18 protein-coding genes are annotated in these 17,992 nt (G+C 67.8%); 9 read left to right on the forward strand and 9 right to left on the reverse strand.

Going from position 1 to position 17,992, the window contains the following annotated elements; all coding sequences use genetic code 11:
• Positions 1-200, forward strand: a 200-nt coding sequence (locus tag OKA11_RS23205) for a hypothetical protein (RefSeq protein ID WP_267224809.1), incomplete at its 5' end; no start/stop codon positions are given.
• Between the two features lie 10 nt (positions 201-210).
• Here the strand turns inward: OKA11_RS23205 and OKA11_RS23210 are convergent.
• The gene (locus OKA11_RS23210; protein ID WP_267224813.1) at positions 211-684 is read right to left on the reverse strand and encodes a MarR family winged helix-turn-helix transcriptional regulator; all 474 of its coding nucleotides are present in this window, start codon (positions 682-684) and stop codon (positions 211-213) included.
• Between the two features lie 109 nt (positions 685-793).
• On the opposite strand from OKA11_RS23210, the gene OKA11_RS23215 reads away from it, so the two are divergent.
• Positions 794-1,222, forward strand: coding sequence for an organic hydroperoxide resistance protein (locus tag OKA11_RS23215; protein ID WP_267224816.1), 429 nt, complete (start codon positions 794-796; stop codon positions 1,220-1,222).
• A 404-nt stretch (positions 1,223-1,626) separates the two neighbouring features.
• On the opposite strand, the gene OKA11_RS23220 is transcribed toward OKA11_RS23215, so the two are convergent.
• The gene (locus tag OKA11_RS23220) at positions 1,627-2,103 is read right to left on the reverse strand and encodes a MarR family winged helix-turn-helix transcriptional regulator (RefSeq protein WP_267224818.1); all 477 of its coding nucleotides are present in this window, start codon (positions 2,101-2,103) and stop codon (positions 1,627-1,629) included.
• A 126-nt stretch (positions 2,104-2,229) separates the two neighbouring features.
• Between OKA11_RS23220 and OKA11_RS23225 the strand changes: the two genes are divergently transcribed.
• The 6 genes from OKA11_RS23225 to OKA11_RS23250 all read left to right on the forward strand — a co-directional run bounded on the left by OKA11_RS23225 (position 2,230) and on the right by OKA11_RS23250 (position 10,175).
• Complete coding sequence (locus OKA11_RS23225) at positions 2,230-3,387, forward strand: HlyD family secretion protein (RefSeq protein ID WP_288806197.1); 1,158 nt, start codon at positions 2,230-2,232, stop codon at positions 3,385-3,387.
• The gene (locus OKA11_RS23230; RefSeq protein WP_379489329.1) at positions 3,384-4,958 is read left to right on the forward strand and encodes an MDR family MFS transporter; all 1,575 of its coding nucleotides are present in this window, start codon (positions 3,384-3,386) and stop codon (positions 4,956-4,958) included. Before OKA11_RS23225 ends, OKA11_RS23230 begins: the two co-directional genes overlap by 4 nt.
• Before the next feature lie 8 nt (positions 4,959-4,966).
• Positions 4,967-6,433, forward strand: a complete 1,467-nt coding sequence (locus OKA11_RS23235) for an efflux transporter outer membrane subunit (RefSeq protein ID WP_267224820.1) — start codon at positions 4,967-4,969, stop codon at positions 6,431-6,433.
• 132 nt (positions 6,434-6,565) lie between these two features.
• Positions 6,566-8,068, forward strand: coding sequence for a DUF4139 domain-containing protein (locus tag OKA11_RS23240; RefSeq protein WP_267224821.1), 1,503 nt, complete (start codon positions 6,566-6,568; stop codon positions 8,066-8,068).
• 20 nt (positions 8,069-8,088) lie between these two features.
• On the forward strand, positions 8,089-9,735 hold the full coding sequence (locus tag OKA11_RS23245; RefSeq protein WP_267224823.1) for a DUF4139 domain-containing protein: 1,647 nt from the start codon (positions 8,089-8,091) through the stop codon (positions 9,733-9,735).
• Between the two features lie 131 nt (positions 9,736-9,866).
• The gene (locus OKA11_RS23250; RefSeq protein ID WP_255535886.1) at positions 9,867-10,175 is read left to right on the forward strand and encodes an HU family DNA-binding protein; all 309 of its coding nucleotides are present in this window, start codon (positions 9,867-9,869) and stop codon (positions 10,173-10,175) included.
• Between the two features lie 91 nt (positions 10,176-10,266).
• Here OKA11_RS23250 and OKA11_RS23255 read toward each other — a convergent pair whose 3' ends face one another.
• Positions 10,267-11,004: an alpha/beta fold hydrolase gene (locus tag OKA11_RS23255; protein ID WP_267224825.1), complete on the reverse strand. Its 738-nt coding sequence runs from the start codon at positions 11,002-11,004 to the stop codon at positions 10,267-10,269.
• Positions 11,005-11,173: 169 nt separating this feature from the next.
• Here OKA11_RS23255 and OKA11_RS23260 point away from each other — a divergent pair, with 169 nt between their 5' ends.
• Complete coding sequence (locus OKA11_RS23260) at positions 11,174-12,070, forward strand: LysR family transcriptional regulator (protein WP_267224826.1); 897 nt, start codon at positions 11,174-11,176, stop codon at positions 12,068-12,070.
• 21 nt (positions 12,071-12,091) lie between these two features.
• On the opposite strand, the gene pyrC is transcribed toward OKA11_RS23260, so the two are convergent.
• From pyrC to OKA11_RS23290, 6 genes are all read right to left on the reverse strand, one after another.
• Positions 12,092-13,129: a dihydroorotase gene (gene pyrC, locus OKA11_RS23265; protein ID WP_267224827.1), complete on the reverse strand. Its 1,038-nt coding sequence runs from the start codon at positions 13,127-13,129 to the stop codon at positions 12,092-12,094.
• Between the two features lie 88 nt (positions 13,130-13,217).
• Positions 13,218-13,847 carry a class I SAM-dependent methyltransferase gene (locus OKA11_RS23270; RefSeq protein WP_267224829.1) on the reverse strand — a complete coding sequence of 210 codons (630 nt, stop codon included), beginning with the start codon at positions 13,845-13,847 and terminating at the stop codon, positions 13,218-13,220.
• Positions 13,848-13,887: 40 nt separating this feature from the next.
• Complete coding sequence (locus tag OKA11_RS23275) at positions 13,888-14,532, reverse strand: tetratricopeptide repeat protein (RefSeq protein WP_267224831.1); 645 nt, start codon at positions 14,530-14,532, stop codon at positions 13,888-13,890.
• 33 nt (positions 14,533-14,565) lie between these two features.
• The gene (locus tag OKA11_RS23280; RefSeq protein ID WP_267224833.1) at positions 14,566-15,321 is read right to left on the reverse strand and encodes an SDR family NAD(P)-dependent oxidoreductase; all 756 of its coding nucleotides are present in this window, start codon (positions 15,319-15,321) and stop codon (positions 14,566-14,568) included.
• On the reverse strand, positions 15,308-17,341 hold the full coding sequence (locus tag OKA11_RS23285) for an AMP-binding protein (protein WP_267224835.1): 2,034 nt from the start codon (positions 17,339-17,341) through the stop codon (positions 15,308-15,310). The genes OKA11_RS23280 and OKA11_RS23285 overlap by 14 nt, the downstream gene beginning before the upstream one ends.
• The gene (locus OKA11_RS23290) at positions 17,338-17,883 is read right to left on the reverse strand and encodes a thermostable hemolysin (protein WP_267224838.1); all 546 of its coding nucleotides are present in this window, start codon (positions 17,881-17,883) and stop codon (positions 17,338-17,340) included. The genes OKA11_RS23285 and OKA11_RS23290 overlap by 4 nt, the downstream gene beginning before the upstream one ends.
• Between the last annotated feature and the right edge of the window lie 109 nt (positions 17,884-17,992).

Consider the following 17,992-nt stretch of genomic DNA (forward strand, 5'->3'; position numbering starts at 1 on the left):
ATGAGGGCCAACGGCAGTATTGCGATACAGAGGCTTTTTTCCATCCCTTCAACATAACAGCTGCCTGGCTGAAAGCCAGTCAGCCCGGCTGCTGCGAACCTGCTCGGAAAGGAAAACCGGACGGGCCGCTGCTTGGCAGCGAAATCCGCCCCTCAAACGACCGACAAGGGCGCAAAGCTGCCGTGAAATCGACAACCTAGCCAAAGAACCTCAGCGCGCGCCCGCCTGCAAGTGGCCGCGCAGTGCCTTTAACTGGTCGTTGAGCGCGATCAGTTCCTCCACCGCCATGCCGGTCGCTTCCAGCACTTCCTCGGGCACGCAGCGCGCCTTGCGCAGCACTTCGCGGCCTTGCGCCGTCAGTGCCAGGCGCACCACGCGCTCGTCGGCGGTGTCGCGGCGGCGGGTCAGGAGATCGCTTGCCTCCAGCCGCTTGAGCAAAGGGGTCAGCGTGTTCGATTCGAGGAACAGCGCCTCGCCCAATTCCTTCACCGTCTGGTCGTCCCGCCGCGAGAGCGCGATCAGCGTGATGTACTGGAGGTAGGTCAGCCCCAGACGGTCGAGCAGCGGCTTGTAGAGCCGGTTGAACGCCAGCCCCGTGGAATAGACCGAAAAGCACAAAAACTGCGCCAGCGGGCCGTCGGGATTGGCGATCAGGTCGTCGAGGTTGGGAGCTGCCTGGGTCATGCCTCGCATATAAATCGCACGCGATTTAATCGCAAGACTTGACACAAGTCGCTGCGGCGCGCATTTACATCGTACACGATCTAATCGCTGACGATTGAAAGGAGCTACCATGTCGATCAATCCGCTCTACAAGACCAGCGCCACCGCCACCGGGGGTCGCGACGGCCAGGCCCGCACCGACGACGGCCGCTTTGCCGTCACCCTCGGCACCCCCAAGGAACTGGGCGGCAACGATCAGGGCAACAACCCCGAACAGCTTTTCGCCTCGGGCTATGCGGCCTGCTTCCTCGGCGCGATGAAGTTCGCGGCCAGCCAGGACAAGGACCTGCCCCGCGTGCCTGCCGACGCCAGCGTCAATGCCACCGTCGCCATCGGCCCGCGTTCGGACAAGGGTTTTGGCCTTGCCGTCGCTCTGGTGGTTTCACTGCCGGGCGTCGATCGCGCCGCCGCCGAAGCGCTGGTGGCAGAAGCCGACACGATCTGCCCCTACAGCCACGCCGTGCGCGGCAACATCGAGGTCACGCTTTCGGTCGCCTGACCTGAGGTTGCGACACCCTGCGCCCGCAGCGCCCCTCCCGGGGCGGCTGCGGGCGCATCGCCGTGCCGATGACAAGCGCCTTCGCGGCTGACACTGCAGCAGCGGCCAATTCATTCGATTGCAGAGCAAGTCGGGCGGCCGGGTTTTTCTATGTGGGCGCCTCAAGCCGTGGTATTCTGCCGGCATCCACCAACAGAGTGGACCGATAGGAGAGGCCCATGGAAGGCTTGGAAACCGTCTTTTGCGGATGCGAATTCCGTACTTTGTGCGCTGCGGTAGCCTGCACCGGCTCCTTTGCGCTGATGACGATCCTGTTGCTGACGTAATCTGTCAGTCCGACAGGCGCGCCATCACTGCGGTGTGCGCCATCACTGCGGTGTGCGCGGTCACTGCGGTGTGCGCGGTCACGTCTTGTCCGCCCCCTCACCTGCGGGCTCTCCCAATGCGCGCGGCGCGCCCATCTCAACCAGCCGATCGTTGAGCACTTCCAGTGTCCGCAGCAGGTGCGCCTGCTCCTCATCGTCCAGCACTTCGAAGAACTGCTCGATGAAGGCGTTCTTGTGCGGCTCCACCTCGCGGATCACCGCGCGGCCCGCCTCGGTCAGCGAAATCCGCTTGGCCCGCCGGTCCTTGGGATCAGGCGTACGCAGCGCCAGCCCATCACGCTCAAGCCCGTCCACCGCCTCGGTCACCGTGCGCGGGGCCTGACCCAGCGCATCGCAGATGTCGGTTGAACGCACCGAGCCGAACCGCTCGATATAATGGAGCACCTTGAGCTGCGCGAGCGAGGCACCCTGCGCCCGCATCCGATCGTTGAAGAGCCGGTGCATGCGCATGTGCAGATCGCGCAGCTGCTCCATCGTCTGGAAACGAATACTCACGGCAAGAAATATTGTGGGACCATATGAAATGCCATTGCCATATGCTCCGCCTGGGTGCAAGTGCGCAACCATCCCTGCTGCGATGCAATATACGCATTGCAGCACTAAAGGCGTGAGAAGCGATTGATGGCTAACGACGTGACCGATTCGGATCAGCAGGCCCCCACTTCCGAACCGAATCCCCCCTCCGCCGCGAAATCCGGCATGAAGCGCATTCTCATGGTGGGCGCCGCCGTCGTCGTGATCGCGGGCGGTATCTGGCTGTTCCACTACCAGACCCGCGGCAAGTATTTCGAGGACACCAACGACGCCTTTATCCAGGCCGACGCGGTGACCATCTCGCCCAAGATTTCGGGCTATGTCGATGCGGTGCTGGTGGGCGACAACCAGGACGTGAAGGCCGGCCAGCCGCTCGTGCGGATCGACCCGCGCGACTATGATGCGCAGGCCCGCCAGTACCAGGCGCAGATCGATGTCGCCAAGGCCAATGCCGAAAACGTGCGCGCCACCATCGGCGAGCAGCAGGCCGCGATCGCCCAGGCGCAGGCGCAGCTGGTCTCCGCCGAGGAAGACGCCCGCTATGCCGAGCGCGAGGCCGCCCGCTACGCCCCGCTCGCGGCCAGCGGCGCCGAGACCAAGGAACACCTCGCCACGCTGCGCAACCAGGCCGCCAAGGCCCGCGCCGCCGCCGATGCCCAGCGCGCCGCCGTCACCTCCGCGCAGCGCCGCATCGGTGCGCTGGAGGCGCAAGTGCAGCAGGCCGCTGCGCAGGGCGACGCGGCCAAGGCACAGCTCGCCGCCGCGCACGTCAACGTCGGCTCCACCGTGCTCAGGGCCAGCGTCGATGGCCGCATCGGCGATCGCACCGTGCGCACCGGCCAGTTCGTGCAGGCCGGCACCCGCCTGATGTCGGTGGTTCCGCTCGCGAAGCTCTACGTCACCGCCAACTTCAAGGAAACGCAGATCGGCCTGATGCGCCCCGGCCAGCCCGCGACCATCGAGGTCGACGCGCTCGACGGCACCGAGATCCGCGGCCATGTCGAGAGCATCTCGCCGGGCACGGGCGCGCAGTTCTCGCTGCTGCCCCCGCAGAACGCGACCGGCAACTTCACCAAGATCGTCCAGCGCGTGCCGGTGCGCATCGCCATCGATGCCGGGCCCGAGGCGCGCCGCGTGCTGGTTCCCGGCCTTTCGGTGACGGTGACGGTCGACACCATCGACGCCAAGGGATCCCAGCACGCCATCTCCAGCCAGGAAAAGGCGCGGGGGAACCAGGGCCAGTGAGCGGTCCTGCCGTGACGGCCGAGGGAGCGCCCGCCCCCCTCCAGCCGCGCCCGCAACCCACTGCCGAAAAGCCGGCGGACGCGGCGGCCTGGCTGGCCGTGGCGGCGGGCACCCTCGGCGCGCTGATGGCGACGCTGGACGTCTCCATCGTCAACAGTTCGCTGCCCACGATCCAGGGCGAGATCGGCGCCAGCGGCACCGAGGGTACCTGGATCGCGACCGCCTATCTCGTGGCCGAAATCATCATCATCACGCTGTCCGGCTGGCTGGAACGCCTGCTCGGCCTGCGCACGCTGCTGCTGGTCGCCTCGGCGCTGTTCACGCTGTTCTCCATGATGTGCGGCTTTTCGACGACGCTGACGATGATGATCATCGGCCGTGTCGGCCAGGGCTTCACCGGCGGCGCACTGATCCCCACCGCGATGACCATCGTGGCCACGCGATTGCCCCGCGCCCAGCAGCCCATCGGCAACGCCCTGTTCGGCGCCACCGCGCTGCTCGGCCCGGTGGTCGGGCCGGTGCTGGGCGGCTGGCTGACCGAGAACGTCAGCTGGCATTACGCCTTTTTCCTCAACCTGCCGGTCGGCATCGCGCTGGCGACGCTGCTGCTGGTGGCGATCCCGCACCAGAAGGCCAATCTCGGCCTGATCCGCGAGGCGGACTGGCTCGGCATTCTCGGCCTCGCCCTCGGCCTCGGCGGCCTGACCGTGGTGCTGGAGGAAGGCGAGCGCGAGCAGTGGTTCTCCTCGGACCTCATCGTCATGCTGACGGGCGTTTCGATCTTCGGGCTCGCGCTGCTGGCCGCCGGACAGGTCTTCGCGCGCAAGCCGGTGATCAAGCTCAAGCTGCTGCTCGACCGGCAGTTCGGCAGCGTCGTCGCCATGGTCACCGTGGTCGGCATGGTGATCTACGGCACCTCCTACGTGATCCCGCAGTTCCTTTCCTCGATCGCCGGCTACAACTCGCTGCAATCGGGACAGGTGGTGATGCTTTCGGGCATCCCGGTCATGCTGATGATGCCAGTGACCCCCTGGCTGATCCGCAATGTCGACATCCGTGCCTCGGTCTGCTTCGGGCTTTCCGTCCTGGCGCTGAGTGCCTGGCTGGAGACCGACATCACCCCGCTGTCGGACGGCAAGGATTTTGTCGATTCCCAGCTCCTGCGCGGCATGGGCACGGTGTTCTGCATGATGTTCCTGAACCAGGCGGCGATCCGCTCGGTGCCGAGAGAGGAAGCGGGCGATGCCTCGGGCCTCTACAACGCCGCGCGCAACCTCGGCGGCTCCTTCGCGCTCGCCGGCATCGCGGTGATCCAGGACCAGCGCCTGTGGCTCCATGCCCGCCGCATGGAGGAAAGCCTCAATGCCAATTCCCTCGCCGTGCAGGACTATGTCCGCGCGCAAGGCGCGGGCGTGCTGCGCTCGATCGAAGCCAACATCCAGATCCAGGCGCTGGCGATGACCTATGCGGACATGTTCTGGATGATGTCGGTGGGCATCATGTTTGTCATTCCACTCGTCCTGTTCCTGCGCCCGCTTCCGAAAAACGCCCCGCTGGCGACCGGACATTGAGGATACCCATGCGCTCCTACCCTACCCTGCCGCTGCTTGCCGCAACGCTGGCAGCCACCCTGTCGGGCTGCACCGTCGGGCCGAACTATGCCGGACCGCCCAAGGCCGCCCCGGTCGAAAACACCGCCTTCGTGCGCGCCGATGCCGCGGCGGTCAGCACCGCCCCGCCGGTTGCGGAATGGTGGAAGACCCTCGGCGATCCCACGCTCGACGATCTGGAAGCGAAGGCGCTCGCCGGCAATGCCGACGTCGCCGCCGCCGAGGCGCGGCTGCGGCAGGCCGCCGCCTCGCTGGGCGAGGAACGCGCCAACCGCGCGCCCAAGGCCAGCGCGTCCGCCATGTATGCCCATGCCCATGTGCCCGGCCTCGACCTTGGATCGAGCAGTGGTAATTCGGGAGACGGCAGCGGCAGCGGGGGCACAAGCGGCGGCGGGAGCGGCAGCTCCGATCTCAATCTCTACAACCTTGGCGTCAACGCCAGCTGGGAGGTCGACCTGTTCGGCGGCCAGCGCCGCGCCATCGAAGCCGCCCGCGCGAGCTACGAGGCCAGCGATGCCAGCCTTGCCGACGTTCAGGTCAGCCTCTCGGCCCAGGTCGCCGGCACGTACCTGAACTTGCGCGATCGCCAGCAGCGCATAGCCCTTGGCGAACAGTCGATCGCGCTGCAGGAAGAGGCGCTCGGCCTCACCCGCCAACGCCGCGGCGCGGGCACCGCTACGGCGAGCGAGGTCACCCAGGCCGAAGGCCAGCTGGCCACCACCCGCGCCCGGCTCGCCCCGCTCAAGGCGGACCGCGACGCCTATCGCAATGCGCTTGCCGTGCTGACCGGCCAGGAACCCGGGGCCCTCGACGCCGCGCTGGGCACGTCTGGCGACATTCCCCTGCCTCCCGCCACGGTTGCCGTCGGCGATCCCGCCGGCCTGATCGCCCACCGCCCCGATGTCCGCCAGGCCGAGCGCACGCTGGCGGCGGACACCGCCCGGATCGGGCAGGCCGAAGCCGCGCGTTTCCCGCGCCTCTCGTTCATGGGCCTGATCGGCATCGGCGGCACCAAGTTCAGCGACCTCACCAATCTCGATGACTTTGTCGGGCTGGCCGCACCGCAGCTGAGCTGGAGCTTCCTCGATTTCGGCCGCAACAAGGCGAAGGTCACCAAGGCCGAGGCCGTGCGCGACGAGGCCGAGGCGCGTTATCGCGGCGCGGTGCTGACAGCGCTGCAGGACGCCGAGGATTCGCTTGCCCGCTACCGCGAGGGCCGCATCCAGGTCGCCGAACTCGCCCGCGCGCGGGACAAGGCGGCCGAGGCCGAGACGCTCGCCGCCCAGCGCTTTGCCGCCGGAACCGCCACCCGCATCGCCCTGCTCAATGCCCGCAGCGACCGCAACAGCGCCGAGCAGAACCTCGTTTCTGCCCGCGCCCAGCTGACGGCGGGTTATGTCTCGATCCAGAAGTCACTGGGGCTGGCCTGGAAGTAAGAGTGGGGGCGCCCGGTCGCCGGCGCCCTCAAGTTGCTGAATTTGTGCTGCGTCTTTCCAGCATTGTCACTTGACAGATGGCCCCGTGACCGGAACTCATCGGCCTGAATTGGCGAGAGGGATCGGTCACGGATGCGCAGCTTCGGATGGAACGGCGCGGCGGCGCTGGCAGTGACGGCAGGCCTTGCGGTTTCCGGGGCATCCGGGGCGCAGGCGGATGAGGCCAATGCGCAAGGTGACGTTGCGATCACCATCTACAACAACGACCTCGCGCTGATCCAGGATACCCGCCAGCTCTCGCTGCCTGCGGGCCGCAGCAAGCAGGACTTCCCCGACGTTTCCGCCGCGATCCGGCCCGAAACCGTGTCGATCCAGGCCGAAGGCGCGGGCGTGGTCGAACAGAATTTCGACTATGATCTGCTCTCCCCGGACAAGCTGATGGACAAGGCGGTCGGCCAGAAGGTCACGCTCGTGCGCACCAATCCCGGCACCGGCGCCGAGACCAGCGAGCAGGCCGAAGTGCTCGCCAACAACAACGGCACGATCGTGCGGGTCGGCAACGGGATCGAAATCCTGGGCGGCCAGCGGGTGGTCTTCCCCAGCCTGCCGCCGAACCTGCGCGCGCGCCCCACGCTTTCCGTCACGCTCGACAGCAGCCGCGCGGGCCGCCGCCCGGTGACGCTCAGCTACCTGTCGCGCGCGTTCGGCTGGAAGGCGGACTATGTCGCCCTGTTCGACGAGAAGGCCGGAAAGCTCGACATGCAGGGCTGGATCACCCTGACCAATTCCAGCGGCACCGGCTTCGGCAATGCCCGCGTGCTGCTGGTCGCCGGGACACCGGCGGGCAGCGACGAGGACGAGGACGACGACGGCGATCGCTATCCACCCCGCCGCCCCTCGGGCAATCGCGCCGGTACCGAAAGCGCCCCGCGCGAGCGGCTGGGCGACTATTACGTCTATCCCATCGCGGCACGCACCACCGTCGCCAATGCCCAGCAGAAGCAGGTCGGCTTCCTCGACACCGCGGGCGTTCCCGCGACCAAGGGCTACACCTTCCGCAATGCCTGGTCCGGCCAGTCCGACAATCCTCAAAGCGCCGACACGGTGCTGCGCTTCTCCACGGCGAGGGCCGCCGGGCTGGGCGATGCGCTGCCCCAGGGGACGGTGCGCGTCTACATGCGCGATGCGCAGGGACAGCCGCAGTTCATCGGCGAAAACACCATTCCCCACACACCGATGGGATCGACGCTGGCGATCAAGACCGGCGAGGCCTTCGACGTCAAGGTCAAGCCCACCCTGGTCAGGCGCGAGCGGATCCAGAGCGACGAGTGGGAACGCAGTGCCCGCTACCGGGTCACCGTGAGCGGCAAGCCGCCCACGCTGGTTCAGGTCGAATCCTCGCCCACATACTGGCGCACGACGATGAGCTACACCCTCACCAACGCGCGCGCCGAACCGGTGACGGTCGAACTGGTGCAGGCCGGGCTCGACCGTAGCTGGAGCGGCTGGGACGTGCGCGTGCCCAGCGAAAGCCAGGCCGGCCAGCAGCGCTCGCAGGACGAGCGGGTGTGGATGGTGCCGGTGCCCGCGGGCGGCGAAGTCACCCTCACCGCCCAGTTCGACACGCGGTACTGACGCCCCGGTTGCCTGCGGCCATGCGCCTCCTGCTGCCTCTCGCCGCCCTGCTTCCAGCCCTGTTCCTGACCCTGTTCCCGGTCGGACCGGCTGCCGCGCAGGAGGTCGTCACCTCGGCTGCGCCCGACAGCGTGGCGGTGACGATCTACCGCGCGCCCTATCGCAGCCCCGGACAGGCCATGGACCTGGGCTGGCTGGAGGGCTATGCGCTGGTCACTGAAAAGCGCACGGTGGAGATACCCGAAGGCCGCGCGGTGATCCGCTTCGAAGGCGTGGCGGGCGGAATGCTGCCCGAAAGCGCCATTATCTCCGGCCTGCCCGACGGGGTGAGCGAAAAGAACCTCGACGCCGACCTGCTCTCACCCGGCAGCCTCTATGCACGCAGCCTCGGCCGCCCGGTCCTGCTGCGCCGCACCGATCCCATGAGCGGGCAGATCCGCGAGGAACGCGCGGTGATCCGCTCCGGCCCCGAAGGCGCGGTGATCGTGCAGACAAGCAAGGGCTTCGAAACGGCCAATTGCGGAGTCACGCAGGACGAACTGGTCTACGACGCGGTTCCCCCTGGCCTCTCCGCGCGGCCGACGCTCTCGGTCGAGACCGCCAGCACCGCCGCCCGGCGCGTGACGATCTCGCTCTCCTACCTCGCCTGGGGCTTCGACTGGCAGGCCAACTACGTGCTCAACATGGAAGGGGACGGGGCGGGGGCTGAAAGCGGCCAGAGTGCCCGGATGTTCGCCCGAATGTTCGCATGGGTCACGCTGGCCAACGCCGACCCCACCAGCTTTGCCGATGCCGAGGCGGCAGTGGTGGGCGGCAAGGTCAACTACAACAACGATGTCCCCAGTTCGCCGAGCGGGCAATCGCTGGAGTTCCACTGCTACTTCACCGCGCCGCCTCCGCTTGCGGCGGCCTATGCCCCGCCGCCGGTAGCCGACATCGTCGTCACCGCCATGAGCGCTCCGCCCCCGCCGCCACCTCCGCCTCCGCCGCCCGCTCCCGTCACCGTGCAAGAGGAAGGGCTTGGCGACCTCAGGCTCTACCGGGTGCCGATGCCGACCACGGTCGCCGCGATGGCGCAGAAGCAGGTGGCCATGTTCGAATTGCCCAGGGTCACGCTCTCCGCGCACCATGTCGCCGAATTCTGGTCGAGCCAGCGCGGCACGGTCCCGGTCACGCGCCATCTGCGCGGGCGCAATACCGTGAAGAACGGCCTCGGCCGGGCCTTGCCTGCCGGCCAGGTGGTCGTTTTCGAACCGCTGGCGGGACAGCCGATGCTCGCCGGACAAGGCATGCTGGACGATGCCGCGGTTGGGCAGGACATCGATATCGCTATCAACCGGGACAATCAGGTCACCGCCTCGCTCGCGGCGGTCGCTTCAGGCCGGGAAAGACACGGCAAGACGCAAGACGGGAAGGCGCAAGGCGGCAGGGCGGCCGACAGCGCCGCCCCGGCGTGGACGCAGACCCGCCTCACCCTTGCCAACGCGCACCCCTGGCCGATCCGCTTCGAGGCGAAGATCCGGCACCCGGCGGAAACCCGGATCGTGCCGATCAAGGCAAAGACCAAGGCACAGGTCGAGCTGCTGGGCACGCAGGCGACATGGAAAATCGTCATCCCGGCGCACGGCACCGCGCGCCTCGAATGGCGGGAGGTCAGGCCGAAATGAGCCGCCCAACCCCGTTCAGACCCGTGCCGATTGCGAAAAAACCACGTTTTCCACGATTCGACACGCCAAGTTCTGTGGGAGAAGCGGTGAAAGTTGCCGAGAGGACATAGCGGCAAGCCGCGCCGCCATCTATGAGAGTGAAGTTCGCAAGTGAAAGGAACGCTATGAACACGACGGATCTGGCCGAAAAGATTGCCGCAGCCAACGGCTCCACCAAGGCCGATGCCAAGAAGGCGGTTGAACTCGTCTTCGCTGCGATTGCCGACGCTGCTGCCGCCGGTGAAGAAGTCAACCTGCCCGGCTTCGGCAAGTTCAAGGTCAAGGAAAGCGCTGCCCGCGAAGGCCGCAATCCGTCGACCGGCGAGACGATCCAGATCGCCGCTTCGCGTAAGCTCGGCTTCACGCAGGCCAAGGCGCTCAAGGACAAGCTGAACGGCTGAAAGGCCCAAGGCTGAAACGGAAAAGGGGAGACGGGACGGCTGGTCCTGTCTCCCCTTTTTTCGTTGAAGATCCGCGGATTTCCGGGGAACTTCAGTCCTGCCCCAGCCAGTTGCGGAGCAGGAAATTGGTCTGCTCGGGATGCTCCAGCGCGGCCATGTGGCCGCAGGCGGCGATCTCGTGATAGCGCGATCCCGCCACCCGCTCGTGTATCTCGCGGGCGTGATCGGGCGGGGTGATGCGGTCCCCGTCACCCACGACCACCATGGTCGGCACGGCGATCTTGGCAAGGCCGTCCAGCGAATCCGGGCGGGTCATGATCGCATGCTGCTGGCGGATGAACGCCTCGCCGCCCACGCGCGAGGCCATGCCGCGCATCTCGTCCGCCACCGCCCCGGTGGTGTGATCGGGATGGACAAGCTGGCCCAGAAGCTTGTGCGTAACGCCGACGAACTTGCCGCGGCGCAGTGATTCGATGGCCACGCGGCGCTGTTCGGTCCGCTCCGGGCTGTCACCGCGCGCGCTCGAATTGATCAGCGCCAGGCGCGAGACACGTTCCGGCGCACGGCGCATGATCTCCAGCGCGACGTAGCCGCCCATCGACAGGCCGACGAGCGAGAAGCGCGACGGCGCCACCGCCAGCGTGCGTTCGGCCATGGCGCTGACGGTGTCGTCCAGCGTCAGGTCCGCGACCATCGGTGCGGCGACGTCGGCCAGCGCATGGATCTGACGGCGCCACAGGGCCTGGTCGCAAAGCAGGCCCGGCAGGAACACCACCGGCTCCAGCGCCGATGTCCGCTGGGGGGCTTCCCAGTTCCAACCGGCGTGCATGCGCGCGCTGCTCCCGCTTGCGGCAACACCCGCTGTCCTGCCCATATCGATCGCCAAGCTCGCCATATCAAATCTCCTGACGGCGAAATGCGCTTGCGCGGGCCATCTGTCCAATTCATGATAAAGGCGATCTTGATACTTTTAATGCATGATGATGGGTGCGCGCACCGTGGAACTTCGACATATCCGCTATTTTCTCGCCGTCGCCGAGGAACGGCACTTCACCCGCGCCGCCCAGCGCCTCGGCATCGGACAACCGCCGCTCAGCCATCAGATCAAGGATCTCGAGGCGGAAGTGGGCACCCCGCTGTTCCACCGCATTCCCCAGGGGGCCGAACTGACCGACGCGGGACGCGCCTTCGCGGAACGGGTACGCCCGATTCCCGCCATCGTCGCGGACGCGGTGAGCGCGGCAAGACGCGCGGCGGCGGGGGAAACCGGCAGCATCCGCGTCGGCTTCACCGGATCGGCCGCCTTCAACCCGCGCGTGCCGCAGGCGATCCGCATCTATCGGCGGCGATTTCCCGATGTCGAGCTGAGCCTGGCCGAGCACAATTCGATCGGTCTGGTCGAAGGTCTGAAGAACGGCAGCCTCGACGTGGCCTTCCTGCGCCCCGACGCGGTGGACAAGCGCGATCTCCGGCTGTTCCACCTTGCCGACGAGCCGCTGATCGCGGCGCTGGCCTCGGCCCGCATGCCGCATGGCGAGCCGATCTCGCTCTCGCAGCTCGCCCACGACCCGTTCATCCTGACCCCGCGCGCGCTCGGCCCGACACTGTTCGATGCCACGCTCGAAGGCTGCCGCCGCGCCGGGTTCGAGCCCGTGCTGGGTCAGTCCGCCCCGCAGGTTGCCTCGGTCCTTGCGCTGGTGGCAGCCGAACTCGGCGCGGCGCTGGTGCCGGAATCGATGCGTGAGGCCTCGTTCAAGGGCGTGACCTATCACGACCTCGAAGGCGATTCCCCGATGGTCGCGCTCGCGCTCGCGACCCGCGCGGACGAACGCTCGCCCACGGTCGCCGCCTTTGTCGCCGAGGCCCGCTTCCCGAGCGAGCCGGACGCCGCCTGACCGCGAGCGCCGCCGGGTCGATCAGCCGATGAAGCGCCAGCGCAAGGTTTCACCGGCGTGGAACGGCACCAGGGTGATATCGCCGTCCACGATCTTTTCCGGAACGCTGACCTCTTCGCGCTGCAAGGTAACCGTGCCCTCGTTCAGCGGCAGGCCGTAGAAACGGGGGCCGTGTTCCGAGGCGAACCCTTCGAAGCGGTCCAGCACGCCCTCTTCCTCGAAGACCTGCAGATAGCTTTCGAGCGCGTAGGGTGCGTTGAAGATGCCGGCGCAGCCGCAGGCCGATTCCTTGCGGCCGATCTCGTGCGGGGCGCTGTCGGTGCCGAGGAAGAACTTGGGCGAACCCGATACCGCCGCCTTGCGCACGGCCAGGCGGTGCCGCTCGCGCTTGGCGACCGGCAGGCAATAGGCATGGGGCCGGATGCCGCCATCGAAGATCGCGTTGCGGTTGATGATGAGGTGCTGCGGGGTGATCGTCGCGCCGATCTGCGGCCCGCTTTCCGCCACGAAGTCAGCCGCTTCCGCCGTCGTGATATGTTCCAGCACGATCTTGAGCGCGGGATAGTCGCGCACCAGCGGCGCCAGGATCTGTTCGATGAACACCGCCTCGCGGTCGAAGATGTCGACCTCGCGGTGCGTGACCTCGCCGTGGATCAGCAGCGGCATGCCGATGCGCTGCATCGTTTCCAGCACCCCGGTCAGCTTGCGGATGTCGGTGACGCCGTGGGCCGAATTGGTGGTGGCATGGGCGGGATAGAGCTTGCAGGCGGCAAACACGCCTTCCTCATAACCGCGCGCGATCTCGGCCGGATCGGCATCGTCGGTGAGGTAGAAGACCATCAGCGGGGTGAAGTCCATCCCCGCCGGCACCGCGCTGACGATGCGGTCGCGATAGGCCAGCCCCGCCGCGACGTTGACGACCGGCGGCGTCAGGTTCGGCATGACGATGGCGCGCGCGAACTGGCGCGCGGTATGGCCGACGACCGCTTTCAGCATCTCGCCATCGCGAAGATGCACATGCCAATCGTCCGGGCGGCGGATCGTGATCTGGGTTGTCATGGGCTTGCCTCTAGCCCTCCGCAATGCCCGCGTCGATGGTGTTTTGCAGTCCCATCGCGCCGTTCCACCGCCGGCATGCCGGAAGGCCTCAAGCGGCGGCCGACGGCTTTCCGGCACGGGCAAGCAGCCCGTCGATGCCGGGGCCAATGGCAACTTCCTCGATCTCCAGGAGGCCGTCGGCAAATCCGGCGGACAGGAACGCGGTGCGCAGGCTCCCGGCGTCATACAGGCGGTGCAGGCCCTCCCGCGCAAACGCCCAGCCTTCCATGGTATGGCGCGCGGTCACATAGGCAACCATCCTGCCGCCGCCGCGCAGCAGGCGATGCATCGCACGCAGCATGCCCTGTCCGTCATCGTCGAAATAGAGAACATTGAGGGCGAGCACGCCATCCAGGCTTGCCGAGGGCAGCGGCAGGTCGGCGAGCGATGCGGTCAGATAGCGGGCCCGCGCGCCCAGACGGCGCCGGGCGGCGGCGATCATCGTCGGCGAAAGGTCGGCGCCGATCAGCCGGCAATCCGCGCGGCCAAGCATGTGCGCCATCGCCGCCCCGGTGCCGCAGCCTGCGTCGAGGATGGTTTCCCCTGCGGCCGGTGCCAGCAGGTCCACCGCCCGTTGCATCGGCCTGCGATTGGCAATGTCCATGGCCCGCCCGAGCCAGCGACCGTATCGGCCGCGCGGATGGGCCAGTTGACCAGCAAGCGCGCGCGCCAGGCTCATGGCCGCAGGAAGCCGGGTTCACGGGGCACGATCGCGCGCATCACGCGGCCTTGCCCAGCAACGCCCGCACCTCGCGCCGCCGCCCGGCGTCCCAGACCGGACGCGCGGCATCATGGGGCGCGCGCAGGGCCTTCTGCAGATAGGCGCGCGCGCCGGCCTTGTCGCCCTGCTTGAGCAGGTAGTCGCCATAGAAATAGTTGGAATCGAGCCCATTGGGATCGACCGACAGGGCCTGCTTAAGCAGCCTCGCCGCCTTGTCGTCATCGCCCCAGGCCAGCGGCGACCCCGGCACCTTGTAGTAGAGCACGCCCAGGCTGAGCGCCGCCCCGCCCTGCGCGGCGCGGGGGTCTATCGCATAGGCCCGCGCGATCAGGTCGCGGGCCTGCGTCGCCAGGCCCAGCTTGTGGAAGAAGTTCGCGCGGTTGGCCTGCTCGCTGGTGATGATGCCCTGCCACAACAGCGGCTCCGCCCGTCCCGGATAACGCGCGACGATCACCGCCGCCTGATGCGCCAACTGGTCGAGCGCCTTGGTCTGGGTGCTGGATCCCTGCACTTCGTACGTGATGTGGGCCCAGCCATCGTTCACCGCCTTGACGTCGGAGGCCAGGTCGGCGTGGGCGGCGACCGGCATGGCGGCAACCGCGACGGGGGCAAACAGGAAGCTCATCAGGGTTTGCTTGCGCATGGTAACGCGTCCTCTCTGTTCCAGGATTTACAGTCAGCCGAATTCGGCCTGTGCCTTGCGGATCTGGGGCGACAGGCCAGCATCGACGAGTTTGGGGGAAATGGCGTTGAGCGCGGCGTAGACGCGCTCCATCGCGCCGATGCTCACGGTCTCCTTGCGCGCTGCGATGGCCGCGACGATCCGCTGCGCCACCCATTCCGGCGCATCCGCCTTCATGCCGGCAAGCGTCAGGAAACGGTTCACCTCGCCATTGTTGAAGGCAGTGCGCGCGGCGCGCGGATTGATGTGAGTGACCGCCACGCCGCTGCCGAGCAGTTCGCGCCGAAGCCCCTGGCTCAGCGCCGCGAGCCCGGCCTTGCTGCTCGAATAGGCCGCGAACCATGGGTAGGGAATCGCCCCCAGGACCGAGCCGATGTTGACGATCTGCCCCGATCCGCGCCTGCGCATCGGCGGGGTCACCGCACGGGCGAGCACCGCCGGCACCAGCAGGTTGACCCGGTAGCACAGCGACAGGGCCTCGATCGGCTGGCTCTCGTGCAAACCGAAACGCATGACGCCGGCAATGTTGACCAGAATGTCCGGACAGTCCGCCGCCACTTGCCCGGCCAGCCCGGCGAGCGCGTCCTCGTCGGACAAGTCGGCTACGATCGAGCGGTCGCAGGCAGGGCACGGCGCCCGGTCGATCCCGGTGACTTGCGCCCCCGCCTCTCGCAGCAGCCGCGTCACCGGCATGCCGATGCCGCCCGCCGCGCCGGTGACGAAAACCCGCTTGCCTTCAAGCCGCGACATGATCGTCCTCCAGTGCGATCGACGCGAAGACCGCGCCGAACAGCCCGAACATCTCGCGCGCCATCGTCAGGATCGCGTCGCGGTCCTCCGCCCGCTCGAGCCCGTTCACCAGGCGCGCGAAGAAGGTCATGTGCTCCTGATCGAGCGCGCCATGCGAGGTAAGGTAGGTGAAGGCCTCGGGCGGCAATCCGAGATTGGCGGCAACCGCGCTCGCCCCGCGCTGGGCAAGCGCCACGCTCACGCTTTCGAGCACGTAGACCATGCCGAAGAAGCTCACCGGACTGCCCCCGGCAATGCGCGCATAGGCATGATCGACCATGGCCGCGGTCGCCGGATGGGGCCGGCTCGCCCGCGCCGCATCGGCATCGCCGCCCGCTGCGGCGATGTCGGCCAGGATCCATTCCTCGTGCCCGGTTTCCTCCTCGATATAGTCGTCGAGCGCCCGAACAAGGCGCGGCCGGTCCAGCAGACCGGCGCGGGCCTCGCGCATCAGCGGCACGGTGTGCCGCACATGGTGATAGGCCTGCTCAAGGTAATCGAGATAGGCGCGGCGCGAAATCGTGCCCGCCAACCCCGCGCGCACTTGCGCAATGGCGAGGAACGCGAGGCGATCTCGCCAGGTCGCAGCCTCCAGCACGTCGAAGAAGGAAGGCGCCCCCTCCAGCCAGACTTCGGCAATCGCCTTGCGCCTGAGGCGGCCGTTGCCGGTGAGAAGCCCCGCTGACGGCGTGAACGGCGCCACCTCCTGCCAGGCGGCGATGCGGGCATAGTCCGGCAAGGCGGCATTGGCGGCGGCCACGGCGGCGGAAAGATCGGCACCGGGATGCGCGGCAACCAGCAGGGCTTCGGGCCGAGGCTTGCCATCGCCGTGAACCATTGCCTGCGCCACGCCGGGCTGTGCCAGCAGCATCGTCTCCAGCCATTCGGGCGAGATGTTGCGCCCGAAGCTGGTGATGATCAGCGCCGACTTGCGCCCCTCGACCCAGAGGCGCCCCTGCTCATCGATCCGGCCGATGTCCCCCGTGGCCAGTGGCCCGGGAGCGCGCGGCTCACCGACGGTTCCCAGGAACATCTCCCCTTCCAGCAGGATCTCGCCGTCAGGCGCGATGCTCGCACGCATATGGCCGAGCGGGCGGCCAACCGAACCCGGCGCGTCGTCGTCCTCTGCCTCAAGCGCGACCACCGAGGCACATTCGGTAAGGCCGTAGCCCTGCCGGACCGGCAATCCCAGCGCACGGGCGCGGCCAAGCAGGTCGGCAGACACCCGCGCGCCTCCCACCGCCACCAGCGTCAGATCCGGCAGGCGCTGCCCGCTCGCTTCCAGCACGGCGACCAGGCCGGCAAGATATTCGGGCACCAGGATCAGCGACGAGATCCGCCAGTGCGCCAGCCTTTCGGCCATCCGCGCAAAATCGGGACGAAACGGATCGCCAAGGCCGATCTCGGCCTGCGGCGGGCATACATATGTGCCCCCGGCGATCATCGTCGCAAAAAAGCCCGCAACGGTTTCGAGCAGGATGCCCGGCGGCAGCAAGGCACAGTGACGGCCTGCATGGGCCCGCCCCACGGTCTCGACCACCGAACCGGCGACGCCGAGCATGTGCGCGGCCGAAAGACACACGCCCTTCGGCGTCCCCGTCGAACCGGACGTGAAGGTGATCCGCGCCGTCCCCGGGGGTAAAGGCGACGGCGCGGGTTGAGGCGTGCGGGCGCTTTCACCCGGCACACCGCAAACGGAAAGGGCGTGGTCGGCCTGAGCCTCGGAAAAGAACCGGGGCAACGACAGGACCGGAATGCCGGCTTCAAGCAGGGCCAGTTCGAGCACCGCCATGTCGGTGCCGTGATCGCCCCTCATGACGTGGGCGCGCGCCGGAAGCGTGGCTGCCAGGAGAGCCAGGCGCGCTTCGACCAGACGAACCAGTTCCGCCCAGCCCAATGCCGGTCCGGCACAAGGGTCGATCGCGATCGCTTCGGGCGCGCGGGCAGCATGGCCGCGCAGGGTTTCGAGCAGGCCGCTCATGCCGCCAGACTCCGCCGGCGGGCGAAAAAGGCCGCAATCGCGCGCTGCCCTTCATCGATGAGCCCCGCGCAGACCCACGGATCGCGATCGTAGTAGCGCCCCCAGGAGGCGGCCTGCCCGGCCCGGCTGGCATCGGCGGGGGCAAGAAGCAGCATCGGCACTCCGATCCGGGAAAACATCCGGCGCAGTTCAAGGGTCAACGTTGCCACCGCCACCTCGCACTGGCTGCCCAGGTCGTTGGCCGCCGCGCCCCACAGCGCGATCAGCGACGGCGCGTCTTCAGCGGCGAGGTTGCCGATTTCCAGCACCGTCTCGCGGCGCACATCCTGCCCCAGCGCATGCGACAGGATCTGCTCGACCGGCGCATCGAGATAGCGTTCCAGGAACAGGGGATGTGCCCCGGCGCGCCGATAGCCAAGCGCCGCCTTGACCACCCCGCCCCGCGATTGCGTCATCATGTTTTCGTACGCTGGCTGTACGTGTGCCCCGTGGGCTTCCCGAAACCGGCGTCGGACCAGTTCGGCAGGCGCTGTATCGTGCATTGACCGCTCCTCGGCATTCAGGAGTTAGACGCCGGCCCTGCCCGCCTTCCGCAGTCGTCCACGGGAATTTTCGTCTACTCGGGTAATTGCCGGTAGCGCGCAGCCGCGC

Origin of the sequence: Novosphingobium clariflavum (genome assembly GCF_026420865.1) — a bacterium.
Taxonomy (GTDB): Bacteria; Pseudomonadota; Alphaproteobacteria; order Sphingomonadales; family Sphingomonadaceae; genus Novosphingobium; species Novosphingobium clariflavum.